18 protein-coding genes and 1 pseudogene are annotated in these 23,647 nt (G+C 46.9%); 18 read left to right on the top strand and 1 reads right to left on the bottom strand.

Translation table 11 applies throughout. The features are described 5' to 3' along the window. The first annotated feature begins 3 nt into the window (after positions 1–3). The 16 genes and pseudogenes from V1224_10330 (at position 4) to rsgA (ending at position 20,701) form a co-directional block, all read left to right on the top strand. Entirely contained in the window at positions 4–1,512 is a 1,509-nt protein-coding gene (locus V1224_10330) for a rhamnan synthesis F family protein (protein ID WWR14892.1), read from the top strand. A 22-nt stretch (positions 1,513–1,534) separates the two neighbouring features. Then, the gene (locus V1224_10325) at positions 1,535–5,206 is read left to right on the top strand and encodes a hypothetical protein (protein WWR14891.1); all 3,672 of its coding nucleotides are present in this window, start codon (positions 1,535–1,537) and stop codon (positions 5,204–5,206) included. Between the two features lie 3 nt (positions 5,207–5,209). Beyond that, on the top strand, positions 5,210–6,361 hold the full coding sequence (locus tag V1224_10320; protein ID WWR14890.1) for a glycosyltransferase: 1,152 nt from the start codon (positions 5,210–5,212) through the stop codon (positions 6,359–6,361). Positions 6,362–6,411: 50 nt separating this feature from the next. Beyond that, positions 6,412–7,713 carry an ABC transporter permease gene (locus V1224_10315; GenBank protein WWR14889.1) on the top strand — a complete coding sequence of 434 codons (1,302 nt, stop codon included), beginning with the start codon at positions 6,412–6,414 and terminating at the stop codon, positions 7,711–7,713. Next, positions 7,714–8,442 (top strand): ABC transporter ATP-binding protein, encoded by a 729-nt coding sequence (locus tag V1224_10310; GenBank protein ID WWR14888.1) that lies wholly within the window; start codon positions 7,714–7,716, stop codon positions 8,440–8,442. Positions 8,443–8,472: 30 nt separating this feature from the next. After that, a complete protein-coding gene (locus V1224_10305) occupies positions 8,473–9,579 on the top strand; it encodes a Helicase associated domain protein (GenBank protein WWR14887.1) in 1,107 nt (368 codons plus the stop codon). Between the two features lie 79 nt (positions 9,580–9,658). After that, a complete protein-coding gene (locus V1224_10300; GenBank protein ID WWR14886.1) occupies positions 9,659–10,003 on the top strand; it encodes a helix-turn-helix transcriptional regulator in 345 nt (114 codons plus the stop codon). 3 nt (positions 10,004–10,006) lie between these two features. Then, positions 10,007–10,909 carry a sulfate adenylyltransferase subunit CysD gene (cysD, locus tag V1224_10295; protein WWR14885.1) on the top strand — a complete coding sequence of 301 codons (903 nt, stop codon included), beginning with the start codon at positions 10,007–10,009 and terminating at the stop codon, positions 10,907–10,909. Between the two features lies 1 nt (position 10,910). Next, entirely contained in the window at positions 10,911–12,743 is a 1,833-nt protein-coding gene (cysC, locus tag V1224_10290) for an adenylyl-sulfate kinase (protein ID WWR14884.1), read from the top strand. Positions 12,744–12,901: 158 nt separating this feature from the next. After that, positions 12,902–13,969 (top strand): sulfate ABC transporter substrate-binding protein, encoded by a 1,068-nt coding sequence (locus V1224_10285; GenBank protein WWR14883.1) that lies wholly within the window; start codon positions 12,902–12,904, stop codon positions 13,967–13,969. A gap of 34 nt (positions 13,970–14,003) precedes the next feature. Beyond that, positions 14,004–14,858: a sulfate ABC transporter permease subunit CysT gene (gene cysT / locus V1224_10280; protein WWR14882.1), complete on the top strand. Its 855-nt coding sequence runs from the start codon at positions 14,004–14,006 to the stop codon at positions 14,856–14,858. A 225-nt stretch (positions 14,859–15,083) separates the two neighbouring features. Beyond that, positions 15,084–15,866: a sulfate ABC transporter permease subunit CysW gene (gene cysW, locus V1224_10275; protein ID WWR17459.1), complete on the top strand. Its 783-nt coding sequence runs from the start codon at positions 15,084–15,086 to the stop codon at positions 15,864–15,866. Between the two features lie 142 nt (positions 15,867–16,008). Further along, positions 16,009–16,707 (top strand): annotated as a pseudogene (locus V1224_10270) (ATP-binding cassette domain-containing protein). 183 nt (positions 16,708–16,890) lie between these two features. After that, positions 16,891–17,637, top strand: coding sequence for a Stp1/IreP family PP2C-type Ser/Thr phosphatase (locus V1224_10265; protein WWR14881.1), 747 nt, complete (start codon positions 16,891–16,893; stop codon positions 17,635–17,637). Between the two features lie 36 nt (positions 17,638–17,673). After that, positions 17,674–19,806 (top strand): Stk1 family PASTA domain-containing Ser/Thr kinase, encoded by a 2,133-nt coding sequence (gene pknB, locus V1224_10260; GenBank protein ID WWR14880.1) that lies wholly within the window; start codon positions 17,674–17,676, stop codon positions 19,804–19,806. Positions 19,807–19,822: 16 nt separating this feature from the next. Then, entirely contained in the window at positions 19,823–20,701 is an 879-nt protein-coding gene (gene rsgA / locus V1224_10255) for a ribosome small subunit-dependent GTPase A (GenBank protein WWR14879.1), read from the top strand. A gap of 89 nt (positions 20,702–20,790) precedes the next feature. On the opposite strand, the gene V1224_10250 is transcribed toward rsgA, so the two are convergent. Continuing rightward, the gene (locus V1224_10250; protein WWR14878.1) at positions 20,791–21,318 is read right to left on the bottom strand and encodes a hypothetical protein; all 528 of its coding nucleotides are present in this window, start codon (positions 21,316–21,318) and stop codon (positions 20,791–20,793) included. A gap of 269 nt (positions 21,319–21,587) precedes the next feature. On the opposite strand from V1224_10250, the gene ychF reads away from it, so the two are divergent. Further along, a complete protein-coding gene (gene ychF / locus V1224_10245) occupies positions 21,588–22,688 on the top strand; it encodes a redox-regulated ATPase YchF (protein ID WWR14877.1) in 1,101 nt (366 codons plus the stop codon). Between the two features lie 56 nt (positions 22,689–22,744). Beyond that, a complete protein-coding gene (gene lgt / locus V1224_10240) occupies positions 22,745–23,647 on the top strand; it encodes a prolipoprotein diacylglyceryl transferase (protein ID WWR14876.1) in 903 nt (300 codons plus the stop codon).

The raw sequence follows: 23,647 nt of genomic DNA, 5'->3' as shown, positions 1-23,647 counted from the left end.
AGAATGAATCGTATAGCAATTTATTGTTATTATGATAAAGCAGGAGAAATCCGGAAAAGTTCGGTTGCGCAGATAAAAGATTTGCTGACAGTAGTTGATAAACTTGTCATAGTAATAAATGGCAGTGTAAAAACAACAGATCCTTTTTATAAATTTACTGATTTTGTTATAGAGAGAAGCAACGACAGTTATGATGCCGGGGCTTATTGGGAAGTGATTACATCCGGGGAATATCATGATATTTGGGAGAAATTTGACGAATGTATTTTTTGTAATAACAGTTTTTATGGTCCTTTTATACCGTTTGAGGAAATTTTTCAGAGCATGGAGAAACGCAGTTGTGATTTTTGGGGACTTTCCAGTGCGGAAAAAAATTTAGTGCATCATATTCAAAGCTATTTTTGTGTATTTAGAAAGAAGATATTAACATCGGGGATATTGAAGAAATATTTTGTTACATATATCGATCCGATGAAGATGGATTACAGAGATGTGTGTAATGTATTTGAAGACGGCATCAGCGATTATTTATTGGGCAGAGGATTTCAGATGGATGCTTATGCCAGAGATATTGTCTGTGACAATTACAGGAATCCTTATGGAAGTTTAAAGTTGGACAGGCTTCCTGTCCTGAAAAAAAAGGTTTTTTCGCCAGCTTATTATGATAAAAACCAAATCATAGCGTGTTTAAATTATATTAAGAAAAATTATCAATATGACATTCGTTTCATTATAGAGGAAGCAAAGGACGAATACAGGCTGGATGAAAAAAGTTGGATGACTGACGGGCAGAACAGAGTAGTGGTAAGATCTGATATTCATCAGAATATCATGTTGAAAAACTGGATACAGATTCGAGAATTCATAGATTCCAATGACAGGGTGTTTATCTATGGGTCTGGTGAATGTGCAAGCGGAGTTTTTGCTCATTTTTTTCATACTATGGAGAATGAAAAATTTGGTGGATTTATCAGTGAGAAGCCATCGATTACAGATTTGATCAAACCAAATATCAGATGGAATCGTCTTAATGAGATGGAGCTGGACAAAAATGCGGCAATTTTAGTCTGTGTCGAGGATTATGAGATGGAATGGACAAGGTGTGTCCTGCAATCATTTACTCATGTTTTTTATATATGGAAAGATGATATTGATCTGTCTGACTTATTGATTGATATTAGCGATACGGTCATAACCGCATACGGAAAGTATTTTTATCATGGGAAAAGGATGCTGACTGTAATAGACGAAGAGGGAAAATACTGCGGCATCATAGGACGTGAGGAATTTAAGAACAGTTATCTGTTTTCAGAAAATACTCCGGTAAGCGCCATTTATAATCCGGACGGGGTGTACCTTGTGCAGAGTGGAAACTATATGGAAAGTGCGAGAAACATATTTCAGAATACGAAGATCAGAAAGATTCCACTGGTCGATGAGGATGGGTATTTCGTAACATTGCTTGCAAGATGGCATGTGATGGAAAGTTACGGTCAGCAGACCGCTCCCTGATGGGAGATGGAGATAAAGTGAAATGCAAAAAGGATGGGTTTTTCCGTACGATCAAGTAAAAAAAGGGAGCAGGATCATTCTGTATGGGGCGGGAAGAATCGGGCATGACTGGAAAAAACAGCTTGACGCGACCGGATACTGTGAAACAGTGCTCTGGGTAGATACAAATTATCAAAACTTTGAGGATCAGTCAGGCATCTTTCCGCCGTCACAGATAGCAGAAAGTGATTATGATCAAATACTCATAGCGATCGGCAGCAGAAATGCAGTCAGATCAATTTTATCTCTGTTATATGAAATGGGGATAACGGATTCTGAGATTGTGACAGTCTGCGATCCATGGAAGCCGGAAAGAGCGTTCGCGTCAAAAGATGAAAACAGAATTTCTCGACAGGAAAGTGAACGCCTGCAAAAAGAGAAATTATCTGTGCCTCCGGATCTCAGTCATCTGAACATAGCTTTTATCATTCCGGAACCGATCAAGGGAGGCGGAGGGCATCGCAATATTTTCCGGGCAGTCAGATATTTGCATGAATTTGGACACGAGATAACGGTTTATTTGTTCCGGACGCCGGCAAGTGCGGAGGATACCAGAGACAATGTATCCGAGTGGTTTTATCCGATGCAGGACATTGCGTTTGTTTCTTACACAGGAGAGCTTGGCTATCATGATGCAGGCATTGCGACATGGTGGGAAACGGCGTATGTATTCAAAAAGCAGGAAGATCACTTCAGACAATTATTTTACTTTGTTCAGGATTTTGAGCCTTATTTTTACCCGGTTTCTTCTAATTATTATCTGGCAGAAAACACTTACAAGTTGGGCATGTCGCATATTTGTTCAGGACCCTGGATTGATACCATGTTAAAAGAGAAATATTCTGTTGAATCGGAATTTTTTCAGTTTCCATTGGACAGAACCATCTATCATACCGGCTATCAAAGGTATAAGAAAAATAAGAATATTATTTTTTTTGCAAAACCGGAGATGTCGCGCCGATGTTTTGAAATAGGAATAGAAGGTTTAAAAATATATAAACACAGGCACCCGGAGGTTGAGATTATTCTGTTTGGCTCAAATGAACTTACGCGGGAGATGGTTCCGTTTGAGGCCACGATACTGAATTATATTCCAACATTATGGGATATGGCACAGCTATATACAGATGCCGATCTGGGAATTGTCTTTTCGACAACGAATCCGAGTCTTGTTCCCTATGAAATGATGAGCTGCGGTTGTCCGGTAGTAGATTTGGATCTGGAATTTGCCCTGGCTAAATATGGGAACAATGCCGACCATGTGTTTTTGCTGGATTCCCTTCCTGATAAATTTGCCGCCGGACTGGAAGAAATATTTGCAGATGAGGCGTTGCTTCGGGAAAAAAGTTTGAGCGGATACAACTGGGTCAGAAAAGAATTTCCGACAGAAGAAGAAATGGCCCGGCTGGTGGAGACATATATACGGAATAAATTTGAGTTCGGAGTTATGAACTGTTCTGATATTTCATCCAATGGTCAGGATGAAATGATAACGGATAAGGTAAGGTCTGATTTATATCAGACAGTAATTGTCAATGTTTTTGACACAGCGGTTCTTACGCCCTGGAGTAGGACGAAAGATATGTATTTTTTACTGGACGATCTCTTTGCAAAAATGACAGACAGCAATCTTGTGTTTCATGAATTGCGAAGCAGATATGACCGCTGCAAAGATATGACCATTCATGACATTTATGATGCACTCTGTTGTCAATCTCATTTAAGTACAGCTTCCGGAAAGGAACTGAAAGAAAGAGAATGTCAGTTGCTTCTGGATTTTTGCAAACCGAGAGAGTTTGTAAAGGCGTTGTATTTTGAGGCGCAGAGCAGTGCAAAGGAAATCATCTTCTCTTTCTCTGGGCCTTTGGATCCTGAAATGGTGCAAATGATATTGAAACAATGCGGGTACACGGGTAATTATCGCCTGTTCCATGAACATGATTTGAAACATATGATGGAAAAAGGCCAATGGAAAAAGAATATTTTGTATCTGGGATCTCACAGCGCATTCGAAAATTCTGTCGCAGATCATGTCACGATACCGGATACCGTTGATGTTCTCTGCGGAGAATCTGATATGGGTATCCTATGCGAGAAAGCAGTGTGGATTGCGGCAGGAAATACGGTCGCCTATGACAGGATGAAAAACAGTGCAGGGATTGGAATCATGAGAAAAATGATTGCAAACCGTTTTTTTGATTATCCTTTTGTACACTGGAAAAAAGACAGCTTGTTTAATGTGGACCCTTATTTTGCAGGGTACTATACACTGGGGATGCATTTGGCGGGTATTGTGAAATGGATTGTTGAAGAGGCGAAAATCCACAGGTACAGGCGTATCCTTTTTTGCTCGAGAGATGGTTTTCTGATTAAGCAGGCGTATGACAGCTATAAAAAGATCGTACCACAGCTTCCGGAGTCTCTTTACATACAGGCGTCAAGGAAAGCGTTGCTTCCCGCCTTACTGAAGACAGAAGCAGACTTTTTTATGCCGCCGGGAGTCTTTTATGATCAATATTCCCCCAGACTTGCCATGCTGCTATTCTGGGAGTTTACGGACATGGCACAGGAATATGAGTTCAAACAGGAGACCTATCCGCAATATGAGGAAAGGTGCAGGGATGAACTGGAAAAAGCGCATCTGGAATATGATAAAAATTTTGAATCTATAGAGGAATTTGAATATTTTATAACCTTTTTTCTTACGCATTACTATAGCAAGGAGAAACATGAACACTTGCGGGCGGCAGTACAGAGTTATTACCGGGAGTTTACAGAAGGCGACGCATTATTTGATCTGGGATATAGCGGGAGGCTGGCGAAGGAAATTGTGGAATTAAGTTCCGGAGTATCAGATGTGCTTTACTTATATACAGATGAAGAAACGTCGGAATTTATGAGGCGAAATGGAAATTTCAGGATTTCCAGTTTTTACTCTTATACACCCAGTGTGGATAATGCCATCCGGGAGTATATTATTTCCGAAAATGGACCCACATGCCTGGGGTTTTCGCGGGAGCAAGGGAGCTTAGTGCCGGTTTTTGAGATGCAGCCGGAAGAGTACTGTGAAAGCGAAGCAATTAAGAAAATGCAAAAGGGGGCCATGGATTTTATTTCTGACTGGTATGGTACATTTGCCACAAATATAGAAATGATTCCCTATAAGGGACAGGAGGCTTCGTTGCCGTTTGAAGGATTTTTGAGAAATATCAACAAGGTCGATCTGGAAATGTTTTCTGACACGTATCAGGAAGATTACTATACGGGGAAACCAATGACATATCATTGGGGAATGTATTATCAGATGCTGATGAAACATCTGCCCGAAGTTTCCATATCATGGCCCAGGGGTACTTCACTGTATATGAATTTTTATAAACATGCAAAGCGGCTGGCCTATTTTGGAACAGGCGCCGTGTACAGGAGAATGCGCCGGGAATTTTATGATGTATGTCCGGTTCTGCTATTGGATAATCATCCGGAGCCGGATGTGATGCTGGATGGTCTTTCGGTGATGAGACCGGAAGATTTAAGCTGTCTTCAGGAATATTTTATTGTGATAACAGCAGACAGTTACAATCAGATGGCGGACCAGCTTGAACGACATGGATTACAGAAATATAAAGACTATGTCTGGTATAAGGAGATTATTTAAGAAATGAATTATAACAAGGATGAAACAAAAATCTCAGTTATCATCACCACACGTAACAGACGCTATGAAGCGGCGCGTGCACTTCGCAGTGTATTTGCGCAGACAGTAGCTGCGGATGAGATTATCATTGTCGATGATGGGTCGGTCGACGGGACAAGAGAGTACATAGCGTCTTTGTATTTGGGAACTTACCAATATTTTTACAATACGACTGCGAAGGGGACGGGGAGCAGCAGAAATACAGGGATCCGGGCGGCGAAAGGAGACCTGATCGCTTTTCTTGACAGCGACAATGAGTGGGACAGCAGGAAACTGGAACGTTTCCGGCAGGCAGCGGCCGCGGATCAAAATGCGGACCTGTTCTGTTCCAGATACCGACAGCATAGGGAATTTTCCACAGTGATATTACCGGAACCGGTCAGTGGGAGAACGCTGACTGTCAGAGAAGAGCTCTCACTGCACAACCCGGCCGAGGCTTCCGCAACCATGTACCGGCGGGAATTTCTGGAAAAACTGCATGGGTTTTCGGAAACAGATGGTATTGACCTTGACCGGGATCTTTTGAGGCGTGCGGTGGAGATGATGGATGTCAATATTCATAAGATTGATGACGTCTTATCGGAAAACTGGGTGATGTATGACTGCCTTTCGGAGAGGGGCGGGAGATATTTACAGGAGTGGGAAAAACTGCCGCGAACAGGTCAGAGCGTAGCGGAAATGGAAAAGAAGAACTATGCGCTGGGGTTTACGGCGGGCGCGTTCGATCTGTTTCATATCGGGCATTTGAATTTGCTGAGAAGATGCGGGGAGCAGTGTGACCGTCTGATGGTCGGGGTGATGACTGATGAATTTATCGAACATCAAAAAGGCCGCAAACCTTTCGTGCCTTTGGCGGAACGGATGGAGATTGTGCAGTCTGTTCGTTATGTAGATGAAGTCGTTCCGGTTGACTTTCACAATACGGTAAAGCCAGATGCCTGGACACTGTATCATTTTGATGTCTGTTTTTCAGGAGACGACCATGCGCATGAAGAGGGATTTCAGAGAGAGCAGCGAAGGCTGCGGGAATTGGGATCTGATATGGTATTTTTCCCCTATACAAAGCAGACATGCTCTACCAAAATAAAATCGTTGATTGATCAGAAGCTGGTATGATCTGGTTTGGTTTTACAAAAATTCAGTTTATTATTGGGGGATACTTTAATTTGACTGACAGGATAAGTTACGACAACAACACACGAAAATGGATAAAAGTATTAAAAGTGATTCTTTTGGTTTTCTTTCTTACCGCAATGATCCTTTTGGCGGTATATCCGGTGAAGGATCAGGATGTGACAGTCATGATTGATATGTACGGCTGTACAGTTTCTGCTCGTTTTTCTGCCGATGAAATCAAAGAGTCAGAGCAGTTGTGTATGGACTTATCAGATCATTCCGATCAGGGAATCAGGGAGATCAGAATATATCGCATATTTAAAAGTGTGTGCGTGGAGAAGATACCGTCTGGCAGTTTGCAGGAGTACGCGGTGATTAATGATAACAAAATCACGTTTAATGGGAAAGCCGGCGACATGTTGCGGAGAATATCAGAATCTTTTTTTGCGGAGAGACTGATTCTGGCGGAAATATTGCTTGCACTCGTTATGTTTTTGTGGATCTTAGTCAACGCGTTTGGAGAGAGATTTGATCCAAATATTCGTAATAATCACAGCCCGATTTATGAGATAAAAAGATTTATGAAGGATATAAAAAGATATGGTCCTTTTATGGTATACGCGGCAAATGCGGATCTGAAGGCGGAAGTTGCCAATTCTTATCTGAATCGTCTCTGGTGGCTGTTGGAACCGTTTTTTAATATGCTTGTCTATGTGATCGTTTTCGGAAAAGTCATGGGAAGCTCGGTGGAAAATTATGCGACGTTTGTCTTTTCCGGCCTTCTGATGTGGAACTTTTTTCATAAAACGATCAATTACAGCGTAAAATGCGTTCGTTCCAACAGAGATATTGTAACGAAAGTGTATGTGCCAAAACATGTGCTGTTGATCTCGAATATGATCCTGAATTTCTTTAAACTGTTATTTTCTCTGATCGTACTCATACCAATGTTGTTGATCTTTCATGTACGGATCGGCTGGTGTGTCTTCTGGCTGCTGCCGGCATATGGGGTCATGATTCTGGTATCATTTGGTTTGGGCATGTTCTTCCTTCATTATGGCGTATACATCGATGATCTGGGATATGCGGTGGGAATTTTGCTGCAGATGATGATGTTTTTATCCGGCGTTTTTTATGATGTGATCACGGGCCTTTCGGTGCCATTGAATGTGATGATGCTTGTGCTCAATCCGGTATCCATGTTTGTGGATACGATGCGGAATGCATTGCTTGGCAATGTGATGGCGAATGTTCCGCTGATTGGGGTATGGACAGTGCTGTCCCTGCTTCTTGGCTATATGGGCGTTCATGTCGTATATAAGAGCGAAAACGGATATGTAAAGGTGGTATAGATGAAAGAAAAAGCATTGCAGGTAGAACATGTCAGTATTGATTATTATGATCTGTCGCACATGTCTCTGGCAAAGAGCTTCCGAAAAGGAGAGGTAAAAAAGGCGAACGTGGTGCGCGCTGTCAATGACATTTCTTTCACTGTAAATAAAGGAGAGATTCTCGGCATTGTCGGACGCAACGGTTCCGGCAAGACGACGCTTCTGCGCTCAATCGCAGGTATTTTTCAGCCGGACGAGGGCGAAATCGATACGAAAGGGAACCGGGTGTCACTGATGGCGATCGGTATCGGCTTTAACGGCAACAATACAGGCAGAGAGAATATTTTAAAGTCCGGGATGCTGCTGGGCTGCGGCCTCGGCTATATCAGAGAGCATATGGAAGAGATCATTGAATTTTCGGAATTGGGTGATTTTATTGACCGCCCGGTGCGTACTTATTCCAGCGGTATGTATTCCAAACTTTCATTCGCCGTCACGGCAATTCTGGACACGGATATTATGCTGGTGGATGAGGTGTTATCCGTGGGAGATGAGCGATTCCGCAAAAAAAGTTACAGGAAAATGGAAGAGCTGATGATGAGTGACCGTACGGTCCTTATTGTCTCTCATGCGACGGAGACATTGAAAAAATTCTGTGACAAGATACTCTGGATCGATGGCGGTAAATACCGGATGATGGGAGAGACAGGGAACGTTCTGGCTGAATATGATAAATTTATGCAGTTGTAACAGGGAAGATGAGAGGTGGCAATTCGATCTATGAACAGAGAAGGAAGCGCCGGGAAGAACAGAAACAGACAGCAGCGACGTCCCTTTCAGGAGTGGCTGGCGGACGCTCAGATCTATCGGGAGACCTATGGAGATCTGCTTGTACCGGGTGAGTATGTCACACCGGAGGGGAATCGTCTTGGCAGATGGATCGAGCGAAAACGGGCACAGTATAATGGCGTCGGTTCGGTCAATGGGCAATTATATGCCGGGGAGATCGATGCACTGGAAGCCATCGGTATGGTCTGGAAACTGGAGTACCGTTTCCCGTGGGAAGAATGGGTGCGGCAGGCGGCATTGTATTATCATACATATGGGAATCTGGAAATTCCCAAAGGGTATGTTCAGGGACCATACAGCCTAGGAAACTGGCTGATCGAACAGAAACAGAGATTTGCCGCAGGGCGGTTATCAGAGAGGCAGGTTGCAGACCTGGAACAGTGTGGGGTTTGCTGGGAGCTGCACACGCCGCGGGAGTGGGAAGCATGGTATACCATTGCCAGGAATTATTATGAGGCCAATGGCAATCTGCGGGTGCGCGCCAATTATGTGACAGAAGGCGGGCAGCGGCTCGGTAAATGGCTCTGTACACAGAGAGAATGTTACCATCATCGTCCCGGCAAGCGTAACCTGTCGGACAGTGAAATACGGAAACTGGAAGCGATCGGTATGATCTGGAGTATGGAGCGGGAGCGTTACCGCAGGGCTCTGTCAAAGCAGGACAAAATTTCAGTCTCACAGGAAGCAGGTATTTCCGGTTGTATTCGGTATGACCAAAAGAGCACAGGAACAAGGATACGCGGGATGCGCAGACTGCTTCGCTTTTCTGCAGGAAAAGTAGCAAAGGATCTGCATATGACAAAGGAGGATTATATGGGGTATGAATCCGGCGCAGGAGAATTGTCTCTGGAGACAGCGGTCCGGCTCGCCGCTTATTATCGTGTGCCGCTCGAATATGTGCTTCGCGGCAACTGGACAGTGACAGGAGAAAGCGGCTATGCGCGCGAGAGTGTGGCGATTTTGCTCCTGCTGCGCCGCAGTAAGACAGAAAAACGGGAAAAAGCCATAAAGATTCTCCGGGCCTGTCTGACACAGTAGCACGGCAAGACAGAGGGCAGGCAGCATAAGACAGGAAGCTGCCGGATTACAGATATATGAGACAAAGGACGTACCATTGATGAAAGAAGAAAGTGACCTGACCGATGATAAACTTGATTTGAGAGACCGTATGAGACAGATGCGTCTGCAGAGAGAGGCCGACTGCCAGGAAATGGCCCGGGAACTTGGTCTGGAGGAAAATGCGTATCTGGAAATGGAAGAGGGGAAGCGGGAGATTCCGCTCGAGACGATATTACAGGCAGCCTCTTTTTTTCAGGTGACGGTCGATGTTTTGATCTATGGCAGGGAGACGGCATCGACGGAGAGCGGGGAAGATAAGGAGATTTTGACTCTTCTTGAGAGCAGTGCGCCGGAACAGAGAAAGATGGCGTTCAAACTCATGCAAGTGTATTTGGAGGAATAACAAATGAGCGGATTATCACATCTGGACGAGTTGGAGGCGGAGGCGATCTATATCATCCGTGAGGTGGCGGCGGAATGCGAGAAGCCGGTAATGCTGTATTCGATTGGCAAGGACAGTTCGGTTATGCTGCACCTGGCGATGAAAGCGTTTTATCCGGAGAAACCACCGTTTCCGTTTTTACATATTGATACCACATGGAAATTTCGGGAGATGATCGATTTTCGGGATCGCATCGCCGGAGAGAAGGGAATTGAGATGCTCGTCTATACGAATGAGGAAGGGATCAGACAGGGCATCAATCCTTTTGACCATGGCGCGGCTTATACGGATATTATGAAGACACAGGCTTTGAAACAGGCACTTGATCTGTATGGATTTACGGCGGCCTTCGGCGGTGGCCGCAGAGACGAGGAAAAAAGCCGGGCCAAGGAACGGCTCTTCTCGTTTCGTAATGCCGCTCACGCCTGGGACCCGAAAAACCAGCGGCCGGAAATGTGGAAGCTGTACAATACAGAAATCAGAAAGGGAGAGAGTATCCGGGTGTTTCCGATCTCGAACTGGACGGAAAAAGACATCTGGCAGTATATCCGGCGGGAGGCGATTGACATTGTTCCGCTCTACTTTGCAGCAGAACGTCCTGTCGTCTGCCGGGACGGGAATATTATCATGGTCGATGATGACAGAATGCGCCTTTTACCGGGCGAGGTCCCGGAGCGAAAGATGGTCCGCTTCCGGACACTCGGCTGCTATCCGCTGTCGGGTGGGGTTTTTTCCGGGGCGGTGACGCTTGAGGAGATCATTGAAGAGACGCTGCGCTCGGTGGCATCCGAGCGGACAAGCCGTGTCATTGATAAGGACGGCGGCTCTGCGAGTATGGAAAAACGAAAGAAAGAAGGTTACTTCTGATATGAAGGGACTGCTGAAATTTATTACGTGTGGCAGTGTGGACGATGGGAAGTCTACGCTGATCGGACATATGTTATATGATGCTAAGTTATTGTTTGCCGATCAGGAACAGGCGCTGGCGCTTGACAGCAAAGTTGGAAGCCGCGGCGGTTTTATCGACTATTCTCTGCTTCTTGACGGACTGACGGCAGAGCGGGAGCAGGGGATCACGATCGATGTGGCCTATCGGTATTTTACGACGCAGAACCGTAGTTTTATCGTGGCTGATACGCCGGGGCATGAGGAGTATACGCGGAATATGGCCGTCGGTGCATCCTTTGCCGATCTGGCGGTCATCCTGGTTGACGCATCGCAGGGAATTTTATTACAGACGAGGCGCCATGCCCGGATCTGTGCGCTCATGGGTATCTCGCACTTTGTGTTTGCAGTTAATAAAATGGATCTCGTTCATTATGATGAGACACGTTATGAACAGGTAACGAAAGATGTCCGTATTCTGGCGGCAGATCTGGATCTGGAGCACGTGACGGTGATTCCGGTCTCCGCTACAGAAGGCGACAATGTGACACAAACATCGGAAAACATGAGATGGTACAAGGGGGATACGCTCCTGGGGGTTCTCGAATCGGTGGACCTTGATGAGGAGAACATGGAACAGGGTTTTGTAATGCCAGTTCAGAGAGTCTGCCGGCCTGATCATCGGTTCCGGGGATTTCAGGGACAGATCGAATGCGGGACAATCGAGACAGGAGAAGAGATTGTCGTACTGCCGAGCCGTGAGCAGGCTGCAGTGCAGGCAATCTATAAAGCGGACCAAAGAGTGGCCAAGGCGCAGGCGGGATGTCCGGTGACGATACAGCTTGACAGAGAGATTGACGTTTCCCGCGGCTGTGTGTTTGTCAGAGATACAAAGCTGTATACGGCGGCACTGTTTACCGCATCGCTGCTATGGATGGATGAGAGCCCGCTTGTAGAGGGCAGGGGATTCCTGTTAAAGACAGGAACCAAGAAGGTCCCTGCGATTGTCATGAAAGTGAAATACAAGATTGATGTCAATACAGGGGTGCATCTGCCCGTAAAGCAGTTATATAAAAATGAGCTGGCGGTCTGTGACATTGCGGCCTCTGAAACGATCGTGTTTGACCGGTTTCGGAGCCACAGATCGGTGGGCAGTTTTATTATGATTGACCGGGTTACCAATATGACTTCGGCCTGCGGCGTCATCGAACATGCGCTCAGACGATCTGAAAATGTCGTGTGGCAGGAACTGGACATCTCCCGGGAAATGCGTGCAGGTAAAATGGGACAGAAACCGGTGACACTGTGGTTTACAGGACTATCGGGCGCAGGGAAATCGACACTGGCCAACGAGATCGAAAAGCGTCTTCATGTAAGTGGAAACCATACGATGCTGCTGGATGGGGACAACGTGCGGATGGGACTCAATCAGAATCTCGGATTTACGGAACAGGACCGGATTGAAAACATCAGAAGAGTGGCGGAGGTAGCCAGACTGATGAATGATGCGGGACTGATTGTGCTTACGGCATTTATTTCCCCTTACCGGAGTGACAGAGAGCGGGCCAGAGCGGTCATTGGAGATGACAGCTTCCTGGAAGTCTATGTGAGTACACCGCTGGATGTGTGTGAACGGCGCGACGTGAAAGGACTGTATCAGAAGGCGAGAAGTGGAGAGATTCCGAATTTTACGGGAATATCCAGCCCTTATGAGCCGCCGTCGCATGCACAGATCGAGATCGACACGAGTGCCCTCACGCTGGAAGAGGCGGCTGAGAAGGTGATGGCAGAGATACGACAATATATAAAACAGTGATCGTATCGGCGGTCGTTGTGTATCTGGATTAAGGAGAGATAACAAAGTCAAAGACGAAAGAGACAGGAATGACAAATACGTTAAAGAGAATAAAGACAATAAAGATAAGTAAAGTGACTGTGCTAAGAAAGACAGCCGGGAAAAAAATGATAAAGGCAATGAGAATGGTGAGAACGGATGAAAAGACAAACTGGCGGCGGTTTGTTTCGCGCCCGGTCTCCGCGGCAGCGGCGCTGCTGATACTTTGCGGCGTTCTGACAGGATGCGGAGATGAGGCGCAGCAGGTAGCAGGCGCTGATGGGGCGGTGGAGCTGCTCAATGTCTCCTATGATCCGACCCGCGAATTTTATGCCGCTTATAATGAATTGTTTGTTGCCTATTGGAAGGAAACGGGCGGGCAGGACGTGGTGGTAACGCAGTCGCACGGCGGTTCCGGTTCTCAGGCCCGCTCGGTGATCGAAGGAAATGAGGCCGATGTGGTGACACTGGCGCTGGCCCATGATATTATGGCCATCGAAGAAGCGGGGCTGGTCGAGCCTGGCTGGATGGAAGAGTTTGCAAAGGGCAGTGCACCGTATACCTCTACGATAGTCTTTCTGGTACGCAAAGGCAATGAAAAAAACATCCGGGACTGGGATGATCTGGTCCGGGACGGTGTGGAGGTGATCACGCCGAATCCGAAGACATCCGGCGGGGCCTGCTGGAATTTCCTCGCCGCCTGGGCATATTGGCAGAAACAGGATGGAGAGAAAGAAGAGGAGACGAAGGCACAGATGAAGAAGTTATATGAAAACGTGCTCGTTCTCGACTCCGGTGCCAGAGCGGCGACCAATACATTTGTGGAGAACAGACAGGGAGATGTGCTGATTGCCTGGGAAAATGAGGCATATCTGTCCATGGAAGCATATCCGGGAGAGTTCGAGATTGTGACGCCGAGTATCAGTATACTGGCACAGCCGTCGGTGGCGGTTGTGGATGCCAACGCCTCCGCCCACGGAACAGTGGAAGCCGCCGGGGCTTATCTGTCGTATCTGTACAGTGAGCAGGCACAGCGTCTTGCCGGGGAACATTATTATCGTCCGTCCGATGAGATAATTCTGCAGGAATTTTCCGGGCAGTTTGACTTGGAGATGACTCTTGTGACAATCGATGATTTCGGCGGATGGAAAGAAGCGTATGCCACTTATTTTGACGATGGCGCTGTCTTCGATCAGATTTATGAATAGACGATCGGTCGCATGAACAGGAGAAGGAGCACTTATGGAACAGCGGATCATAAAGATTATCAATCGCAATGGCATCAGAGTCATTCCCGGGTTTGGACTGTCTCTCGGTATCACACTTGCCATGCTCGGCAGTCTCGTGCTCATACCACTGGCATCGCTCTTCTTATATGCGGGACAGCTCAGCGTTCAGGAATTTACAGATATTGTCACAAGCCGGCAGGTGATGACCGGTTATGCCGTCAGTCTTTCCTGCGCGTTTATGGCGGCGGTTATCAACGCTGCCTTCGGACTGCTTCTCGCCTGGGTTCTCGTGCGCTATGAGTTTCCAGCCAGGCGTCTGATGGACGGGCTGATCGAATTGCCGCTCGCCCTGCCGACTTCTGTGGCGGGTATTGCACTCACATATCTCTATTCTGATCAGGGATGGATCGGTGCTCTGTTAGCGAGGACCGGTATACGGATCGCCTATACCAGAACCGGCATTACGATTGCGATGGTGTTTGTGGGAATTCCTTTTGTTGTCCGGGCTGTGCAGCCGGTCCTGGAGAAACTGGATGTGAAATATGAGGAGGCTGCCACGATGCTTGGCGCAGGACCGGCGTATACCTTTTTCCATGTGATTTTACCAGAGCTGTTTCCGGCGCTTCTGGCCGGGTTTGGGCTGGCGTTTGCCAGAGGTATTGGCGAGTATGGCAGCGTTGTATTTATTGCCGGAAATATTCCTTTTCAAACACAGATTGCGCCGCTGCTTATCATGATGAAATTGGAACAATATAAATATGAGGATGCTGCGGCAATCGCTCTGGTACTGCTTGTGCTGTCATTCCTGCTGATGTTTCTCATCAATTCTGTGCAGCTGGCGATGCAGAAATTCAGCAGAGACAGTTAGAAGACAAAAGAAAGACGCATGACAGCGTGATAAACGGACGGTGCGGCGTCTGCAAAGAGGAGAACGGGATCGGAACAGACGATGAACAGGAAAGCTGAGAAACTGACATTGAGGAAAACAGAGTCGCAAAGATTGAGGAAAAGCTATGAACAGGATATTACGGGAGACGGTATTACTGCCATACGGAAAGTGATTCCGCCGCATAAGGTTCCGTCAGACCGGGGCATGAAGGCCGTGCTGATCGGCGTCAGCGCGGCATTCTTATTGTTAATGCTTGTTCTGCCCCTGATCGTGACCGTGGCAAATGCCCTGCGGGACGGCTGGAAAGCATATGGGGACGCCGTGCTGGATGAATATACAAAAAAGGCGCTACAGCTAACGGTATCAGCGACGTTGTGTGCAGTGGCGGTTAATACGATATTTGGTCTGTTTGCCTCCTGGCTATTGTCGAAATATTATTTTAAGGGACGGCAAGCGCTGGCGGCGCTGATCGATCTTCCGTTCTCGGTCTCTCCTGTCATTGCAGGACTGGTGTTTATTCTGACTTTCGGCAATATGGGGTGGATGGGGGATTTCCTGAAAATGCATGGCATAAAGATTGTGTTTGCGGTGCCCGGTGTGATTCTGGCGACTATTTTTGTCACGCTACCGTTTGTATTCCGGGAACTGTTTCCGGTTCTGAATGCACAGGGGAAAGAAGAAGAGGAAGCGGCGGCGCTGATGGGAGCAAAGGGATTTACGATATTTTGTAAGATTACGTTTCCCCATATCCGCTGGGCGCTGCTATATGGGGTAGTCTTATGCGCGGCCAGAGCGATGGGAGAATTCGGCGCTGTGTCTGTGATTTCCGGCCATTTGCGGGGGAAGACGAATACGCTGCCGCTTCATGTGGAGATTTTATATAATGAATTTCAGACGACGGCCGCCTTTGCGGTATCGTCGATACTGGTTGTGCTTGCGGTATTGCTGTTACTTGCGCGTAACCTGATCGAATGGAAACAAAAATGACAGGGTGCGGAAACAGAGAGGAAACACGCAGAGGCGGCAAGATAGAAAGTACGGAGAAGATTCAGGGAAGAAAACCGGAAATAAAAGTGTAAGAAAAAGGCAGTACAGAAGAGAACAACGAAAAACAGACAGGAGAGCAGCCATGTATGTGGAGATGCGGCATATCAATAAAACATTTGACGGATTTCAGGCTTCCGAAGACGTCAGCTTCGGTATCGGGAAGGGAGAACTGGCGGCGCTGCTCGGTCCGAGCGGCAGTGGGAAAACAACGATTCTGAGGATGATCGCGGGACTGGACCGGCCGGATTCCGGAGACATCCTTATCAATGGAGAGAGAGTCAACGACATACCGGGCAGCCGTCGGGGGATCGGGTTTGTCTTTCAGAATTATGCTCTGTTTCGCTATATGACAGTGCGGGAAAATATTGCCTTTGGTCTGCGTGTACAGAAAAAGAAGAGGGCAGAGATCGATGACCGGGTTGACGCTCTGCTGGAACTGATCGCCATGCGCGATCTGGGCAAACGGTTTCCCCATCAGCTCTCCGGCGGTCAGCGTCAGCGGGTGGCATTTGCGAGAGCGCTTGCGCCTGATCCTCAGCTCCTTTTGCTGGATGAACCTTTTGCGGCAATCGATGCCAAGGTGAGACGGGAACTGCGCTCATGGCTGAAAGAGATGATCCGCAGTGTGGGAATTACGAGCATTTTTGTAACCCATGATCAGGAGGAAGCGATGGAAGTGGCAGATCAGATCGTAATCATCAATGCAGGCAGGATCGAGCAGACCGGTACGCCCGAGGACATCTGCCTGTATCCCGGCACGGATTTTGTCGCTGAATTTATCGATACGGCCCGGCTTCGGGATGTGATGCCGTGAGTGTTCGTTTTATAACTTGCATTTATGCGGAATTTAAAGTATAATAATCGGCTACTATAAGAGCAGGGGAGTTTTCACTTGCTCTTTTACTGTATGTATGCTAATATTTGTAAATATGGAATAGTAGGTTTATTTGCAGGAGGCATAAAGGTGTTACAGGCATTTTCCATCACAGATATTGGAAAGCGGAGAAAATTGAATCAGGATTATGTGTTCGCATCGGTATGCCCCATTGGAAACCTTCCGAATGTGTTTATTGTGGCGGATGGTATGGGCGGCCACAATGCGGGTGACTATGCGTCCCGATATACGGTTGAGATGATGGAGCATCAGATCAGGCTGTCGGAGCAGACGGAACCCGTATGGATACTGGGTAATGCCATTCGGGAGGCAAATACGTATATCCGGGGGATGGCGCAGGAAAATGAGAATCTTTTCGGGATGGGCACTACGGTAGTGGCAGCCACGCTTGAGGACGCTGTGTTACAGTGCGCCAATGTCGGGGACAGTCGTCTGTACATCATCGACCGGGAAGAGATCAGGCAGATCACAAAGGATCATTCTCTTGTGGAAGAGATGGTCCGTATGGGAGGTATCGATAAAAAGGCAGCCAGAAGTCATCCTGATAAAAATATTATTACGAGAGCCGTGGGTGCACAGGATACGATAGAGATCGATTTTTTTCAGGTATCTGTGACACCGGGCGACCTTATATTGCTATGTTCGGACGGGCTTACGAATATGCTGGAGGATGAAGAGATCCGGGAGATCGTCAGCGGAGACGGGAGCCTCTCGGAAAAAGGACGGCAGCTTGTTGACGCAGCCAACAGAAATGGCGGGAAAGACAACATTGCAGTGATCCTGATTGATTCCTTTGCGACCTGGGAAGAGAAATAGTTACTGATGGCGCAGATGCTGCGCTGCTGGAGGTAAATGATGATAAAGATTGGAATGCTCATAGGCGACCGATATGAAATATTGGAAAAGATCGGCACCGGCGGTATGTCTGATGTATATAAAGCAAAAGATCACAAACTGAACCGTTTTGTGGCGGTAAAAGTGTTAAAACAGGAATTCAGTGAAAACACCAATTTTGTCTCCAAATTCCGGAGCGAGGCACAAGCGGCAGCGGGGCTGATGCACCCCAACATTGTCAATGTGTACGATGTCGGAGAGGAAAACGATATTTATTATATTGTAATGGAGCTTGTAGAGGGCATTACATTAAAGAAATATATAGAAAAAAAGGCGAGACTGTCGGTCAAGGAAGCAATCAGTATTGCGATTCAGGTTTCCATGGGGATCGAAGCCGCGCATAACAACCATATCATTCACAGGGACATCAAACCGCAGAATATTATCATATCTAAAGACGGTAAAGTGAAGGTAACGGATTTCGGGATTGCCAAGGCGGCGACAAGCAATACGATCACGTCCAATGTCATGGGTTCGGTACATTATACGTCTCCGGAACAGGCGAGAGGTGGTTACAGCGACGAGAAAAGCGATATTTATTCTCTTGGTGTCACATTATTTGAGATGCTGACCGGCAGGGTCCCCTTTAATGGGGAGACGACAGTAGCTATTGCGATTAAGCATATTCAGGATCAGATGCCGTCTCCGAGAGATTTTGTACCGGAAATCCCTGTCAGTGCGGAGCAGATCGTGTACAAATGTACACAGAAAAGTCCCGACAGACGTTATCAGAAAATGGCAGCAGTCATTGAGGACCTGAAACATTCTCTGATCAATCCGGATGAAGACTTTGTCGTGATTGACGATGGAGATACGGCGGGACAGACCAAGGTTGTGACGGAGCAAGGCAGTGAAAATATAAAACCAAAGAAAAAGTCATCCAAAAAGGATAATGAAGAAGAACATCTGCGTCTCAACGATACTGGCAGGAAACCGAAAAAGAGCAAGTCCGGTAAAAGCAGAAGCGAGAGAATGGAAGACGACGAAGAGGATGAGGACGATTATGATCCGAAGATGGAACGCATTACTACGATACTGGCAGTAATCGCAGCGGTACTCATTGGCTGTATCGTCCTTTTTATTGCAGGCAAGACACTGGGGATCGTGGATCTGGATGATATTAAATCCAGATTCGGCACAGAGAAGCAAGAAGAAGTAGAGATGCCGGATGTGAAAGGAATGTCGCTGACAAAGGCGAAAGAAATGTTAAGCGAGCTTGGCCTTAGTTACAGTGTGGCGTATGAAGAATCTTCCGAATATGAACAGGATATTGTAATCGGCAGTAACATCGCAGCAGGGAGAATGGCTGCTGCTGGTACGACAGTCGAATTGACGGTGAGTGCGGGCAAAGAAGGTATCGAGATGATCGATGTGACCGGAAAGTCACTGGCGGAAGCGACAGCGCTTCTGGAAAAAGAAGGATTTCAGGTCGGAAAGACGGATGTGCCGTCCGATACGGTAGAGAAAGGCAATGTGGCAGGTCAGTCTCCCAAGGCAGGAGAGAAGGTGCCCAGAGGGTCTACCGTAAGTCTTCAGATCAGCAGCGGGCCGGATACGAGTAAGGTACGTGTGCCCAGTGTCATGGGCATGTCGGAGATGGATGCCACTGTCACACTCACAGAAGCAGGGCTTGTAGTTGGCAATGTGGAGGAAGTTAATTATGAGGACCCGGCATTTACCGGTCTTGTATGTTATCAGAGCACGTCTCCGGATATGCTCGTTGATCCGTCAACGCCGATCGATATAAGGATCAGTGTGGGGCCGGCAGAGTTGACTTACGGTTATGTAGCCAATGTGGATAGTCCGGTACTGGAAGACCCGGCATTTCTGGCAGGTACGCCTGTGACGGTCGTTTTGACGACTGACAGCGGTCAGGAACTGCTTCGTGAAAATAACAGAACCAGTTTCCCTTTTTCCATTAATATCGCGGGCATTAAAGGGAGTTCAGCAGGGAAACTTACATTTGTATACACGGCGGAGACACAGCCGACAGTGACGACTGATCCGGCTACCGGAGAGCAGATTACGGTTCCGGGGAGTCAGGAACAGAGGATCATTGAAAGGCCGGTACAGTTTACACCGGAATCATAGCAGGCGGAAGGGTATCATGAAAGGAAAGATCATCAGGGGAATTGCAGGGTTTTACTATGTCCATACGGGGAAAGGGGAGATCTATACCTGTAAGGCAAAGGGCATTTTCCGTAAGCTGGGGATAAAACCTCTGGTTGGAGACGATGTGGAGATGTCTGTGATCGATGAGAGTGCAAAAGAGGGCAATGTCGATCAGATCTTTCCCAGAAAAAATGCCTTGATCAGGCCGGCAGTTGCCAATGTCGATCAGGCGCTTGTCATATTTGCCATGAATCGTCCTCTGCCCAATTTTAATCTCCTGGACCGATTTCTCGTGATGATCCGGCAGCAGGGCCTGCCTGGCATCGTCTGCTTTAACAAGACGGACATGGCTACGCAGCAGGAAGAGCAGGCATTTCGGGATATATATGGAGCAGTGGGCTGCCGTTTGGTCTTTACAAGCACCCTGGATGGCAGTGGTATCGAGGAACTGAAAGATTTGCTGCAGGGAAAAACAACAACGGCTGCAGGTCCAAGCGGCGTTGGTAAATCTTCTCTTGTCAATACGCTGCAGACTCATGTACGGATGGAGACAGGGGCTGTCAGCGAGAAGATTGCCAGAGGAAAGCATACGACACGTCACAGTGAACTGATCTGCATTGCAGAGGATACGTACCTGATGGATACGCCGGGATTCAGTTCACTGGGACTGTTTCACTTGGAGAAGGAAGAACTGCGGTACCTTTATCCGGAATTTTTGCCTTATGAGAACAAGTGCAGGTTTATGGGCTGCGTACATGTACATGAGCCGGATTGCATGGTCAGAACGGCACTTTCTGAAGGAAAGATCAATAAAATTCGCTATGATAATTACTGCCTGCTGTACGAGGAATTAAAAAATCAGAAAAAATATTGAGATATGATCTGAGATTTGAGTAACTGGCGGTAGAAGCGATCTGGGATTTGGTAGTTTACTTTTTCGCCGCCGATCTGACAAAGTGATTATTACTGTGCCACCAATGCTTTTAACTTATTATCGTGCATGTTGATATAAATGTCATGCACTTCCTGCTTATCTTTGATTTCACCGTAGAGTTTTACCAATTCGTTTAGCTTTCTTAACAAGTCAAGATGGCCCTCCGCCACACGCTGGATGTTGATGCGGATTTCGTTTTCGATCGTCAGCTCTGTTTTAGTGACGCGCCGCTTTACTTCCTGAAGTTCTGTGTTCAGATTTTCCATGCCAGTTTCCAGGTTCTTTACTTTAATTTTTAGTTCTTGTACATCGTTTTTCAGATTGTGTACGTCGCTTTTCAGTTCTTGCACATCATTTTTCAGATTGTGTACGTCACTTTTCAGTTCTTGCACATCATTTTTTAGTTCTTGCACATCGTTTTTCAGTTCTTGCACATCGTTTTTCAGTTCTTGCACATCACTCTTCAGATTTTGCACGTCAATTTTCAAACCATGCATATCAGATTTCATGCCCTGCACCTCATTTAAGATCAGGTCAAGTTTTTCACTATCTGTCATATTGTTTCACCTCCTGTGCGTCGAGTATATCATAGTTGAATTGGAAAGTCTATGAAAAATGGTACAAATTTTGATGAGGCAGGAGACAATAATTTTAGAGTGAAAAGTAGATTTGATTATTCCAAAACCAGAGATGATATGATATAATGACAAGCTGTATAAAGCAGTTTCCGAGGAAAGCGGATGGCAAAGGCCGGTGTGGCTAAAGTATAGAGAAAGGCGAGAATCTTTTAAATAAACGAAGGATTTTCGGACAGGGGAAGATAAGTATGAAACTGGGCATCGTAGGACTGCCGAATGTAGGGAAAAGTACATTGTTCAATTCATTGACAAAGGCGGGGGCAGAGTCGGCCAATTATCCTTTCTGCACGATAGATCCTAATATCGGGATCGTTACCGTGCCGGATGAGAGGCTGAAACTTCTGGGAGATCTGTATCATTCGAAAAAGGTGACGCCGGCTGTCATAGAATTTGTTGACATTGCGGGACTTGTAAAAGGCGCATCAAAAGGAGAAGGGCTGGGCAACCAGTTTTTGAGTAATATTCGTGAGGTGGATGCCGTTGTACATGTGGTCCGTTGTTTTGAGGATGATAATGTCATTCATGTGGATGGGAGCGTTGACCCGCTGCGTGATATAGAGACGATCAATCTGGAACTGATTTTTTCAGATATTGAGATTATAGAACGGAGGATCGCCCGAGTGGCCAAGGGGGCCAGAATGGACAAGGCGCTGGCAAAAGAGCTGGCACTTTTGGAGCGCCTGAAAGCGCATCTGGAAAATGGAAGTCTGGCTCTGAATTTTGATCCGGGAGAAGAGGAAGAGGAAATACTCTTGTTCAGCAGTTATAACCTGCTCACGGCAAAACCGGTTATCTTCGCCGCCAATGTGAGCGAGGAAGATCTTGCTGAAGACGGCAGGGGCAATGCAGGCGTGGAGAAAGTCCGCAAATTTGCCGCTGAGACAAGCAGCGAGGTGTTTGTCATCTGTGCGCAGATCGAACAGGAGATCGCGGAGCTGGATGAGGACGAAAAAGCGATGTTTTTGGAAGATCTGGGGTTAAAAGAGTCGGGTCTGGAAAAACTGATCCGGGCAAGTTACCGTCTGCTTGGTCTGCAGAGTTTTCTCACGGCAGGAGAGGACGAGACACGTGCATGGACGATCAGGATTGGCACCAAAGCGCCGCAGGCTGCCGGTAAGATTCATACGGATTTTGAACGTGGGTTTATCAAGGCTGAGGTAGTCAATTATAAAGATCTGCTGGAACAGGGGTCTCTTGCCGCTGCGCGAGAAAAGGGACTTGTCGGTATGGAAGGAAAGGAATATGTCGTCAGGGACGGGGATGTGATCTTATTCCGGTTCAATGTATAGAAATGGCATGGCTGGGAATGCTTTGCTGTGAATCGTAGGCGGAAAGGAATGAAACAATGCAGGAACTGATGAATACGGGAGATATTGCATTTCCCCATCTGCGCATCTATCTGGAAAATGTGCCGAAGACATTTTCGGTCTTTGGATTTCCGGTTGCATTTTATGGACTGATTATCGGGATTGGTGTGATCGCCGGCGTATGGATGGTCGTTCATGAAGCGAAAATCACAGGCCAGGACCCGGATATTTATTGGGATTTTGCGATTTATGCTATTTTCTTTTCCATTGTGGGATCAAGGGTCTACTATGTGATATTTTCCTGGGATCAATATAAAGATAACCTTCTGAGCATATTTAATCTGCGGGGCGGCGGGCTTGCGATTTACGGTACGGTGATTGCTTCTTTTCTCACGGCGGCGATTTACTGCTATGTCAAAAAGATCTCCTTTTTTCAGCTTGGGGATACGGCGGTCATGGGACTGATTCTGGGTCAGATCATCGGCAGATGGGGGAATTTTATGAACCGGGAGGCTTTCGGACAGTATACGGATAATCTGTTTGCCATGCGTCTGCCGGTGGAGGCGGTAAGGCCCTGGGAAATCTCGACTTCTCTGTCTGAGCATATGTTGGAGGGGACGAATTATATTCAGGTGCATCCGACGTTTCTATATGAGAGTCTGTGGAATCTGCTGATTCTCTGTCTGTTGCTGTTATATCGGAAACATAAAAAATTCCAGGGAGAGATTATGCTGCTTTATCTGGGCGGCTATGGATTGGGGAGATGCGTGATCGAGGGTCTGCGCACAGACCAGCTTTTGCTTCCTCACACGGAGATTGCAGTGTCTCAGGTGCTGGCCGGGATACTCGTGCTGTTTGCGCTTTTGACGGAGGTCATAGTCCGCAGAAGGGCAGCGTGCATCAGAGAAAAAGAATCGGACTATATCGAGAAAGAGAAATAA

Source organism: Lachnospiraceae bacterium JLR.KK008 (genome assembly GCA_037015955.1).
Lineage (GTDB): Bacteria > Bacillota > Clostridia > Lachnospirales > Lachnospiraceae > VSOB01.
This window is presented reverse-complemented; position numbering and strand designations above follow the sequence as displayed.

Bases quoted from the DNA above. Each gene is read 5' to 3' on its own strand.
- V1224_10330 (WWR14892.1), top strand. From the start codon at position 4: ATGAATCGTATAGCAATTTATTGTTATTATGATAAAGCAGGAGAAATC.
- V1224_10325 (WWR14891.1), top strand. From the start codon at position 1,535: ATGCAAAAAGGATGGGTTTTTCCGTACGATCAAGTAAAAAAAGGGAGC.
- V1224_10320 (WWR14890.1), top strand. From the start codon at position 5,210: ATGAATTATAACAAGGATGAAACAAAAATCTCAGTTATCATCACCACA.
- V1224_10310 (WWR14888.1), top strand. From the start codon at position 7,714: ATGAAAGAAAAAGCATTGCAGGTAGAACATGTCAGTATTGATTATTAT.
- V1224_10305 (WWR14887.1), top strand. From the start codon at position 8,473: ATGAACAGAGAAGGAAGCGCCGGGAAGAACAGAAACAGACAGCAGCGA.
- V1224_10300 (WWR14886.1), top strand. From the start codon at position 9,659: ATGAAAGAAGAAAGTGACCTGACCGATGATAAACTTGATTTGAGAGAC.
- cysD (WWR14885.1), top strand. From the start codon at position 10,007: ATGAGCGGATTATCACATCTGGACGAGTTGGAGGCGGAGGCGATCTAT.
- cysC (WWR14884.1), top strand. From the start codon at position 10,911: ATGAAGGGACTGCTGAAATTTATTACGTGTGGCAGTGTGGACGATGGG.
- V1224_10285 (WWR14883.1), top strand. From the start codon at position 12,902: ATGAGAATGGTGAGAACGGATGAAAAGACAAACTGGCGGCGGTTTGTT.
- cysT (WWR14882.1), top strand. From the start codon at position 14,004: ATGGAACAGCGGATCATAAAGATTATCAATCGCAATGGCATCAGAGTC.
- cysW (WWR17459.1), top strand. From the start codon at position 15,084: ATGAAGGCCGTGCTGATCGGCGTCAGCGCGGCATTCTTATTGTTAATG.
- pknB (WWR14880.1), top strand. From the start codon at position 17,674: ATGATGATAAAGATTGGAATGCTCATAGGCGACCGATATGAAATATTG.
- rsgA (WWR14879.1), top strand. From the start codon at position 19,823: ATGAAAGGAAAGATCATCAGGGGAATTGCAGGGTTTTACTATGTCCAT.
- V1224_10250 (WWR14878.1), bottom strand. From the start codon at position 21,318: ATGACAGATAGTGAAAAACTTGACCTGATCTTAAATGAGGTGCAGGGC.
- ychF (WWR14877.1), top strand. From the start codon at position 21,588: ATGAAACTGGGCATCGTAGGACTGCCGAATGTAGGGAAAAGTACATTG.
- lgt (WWR14876.1), top strand. From the start codon at position 22,745: ATGCAGGAACTGATGAATACGGGAGATATTGCATTTCCCCATCTGCGC.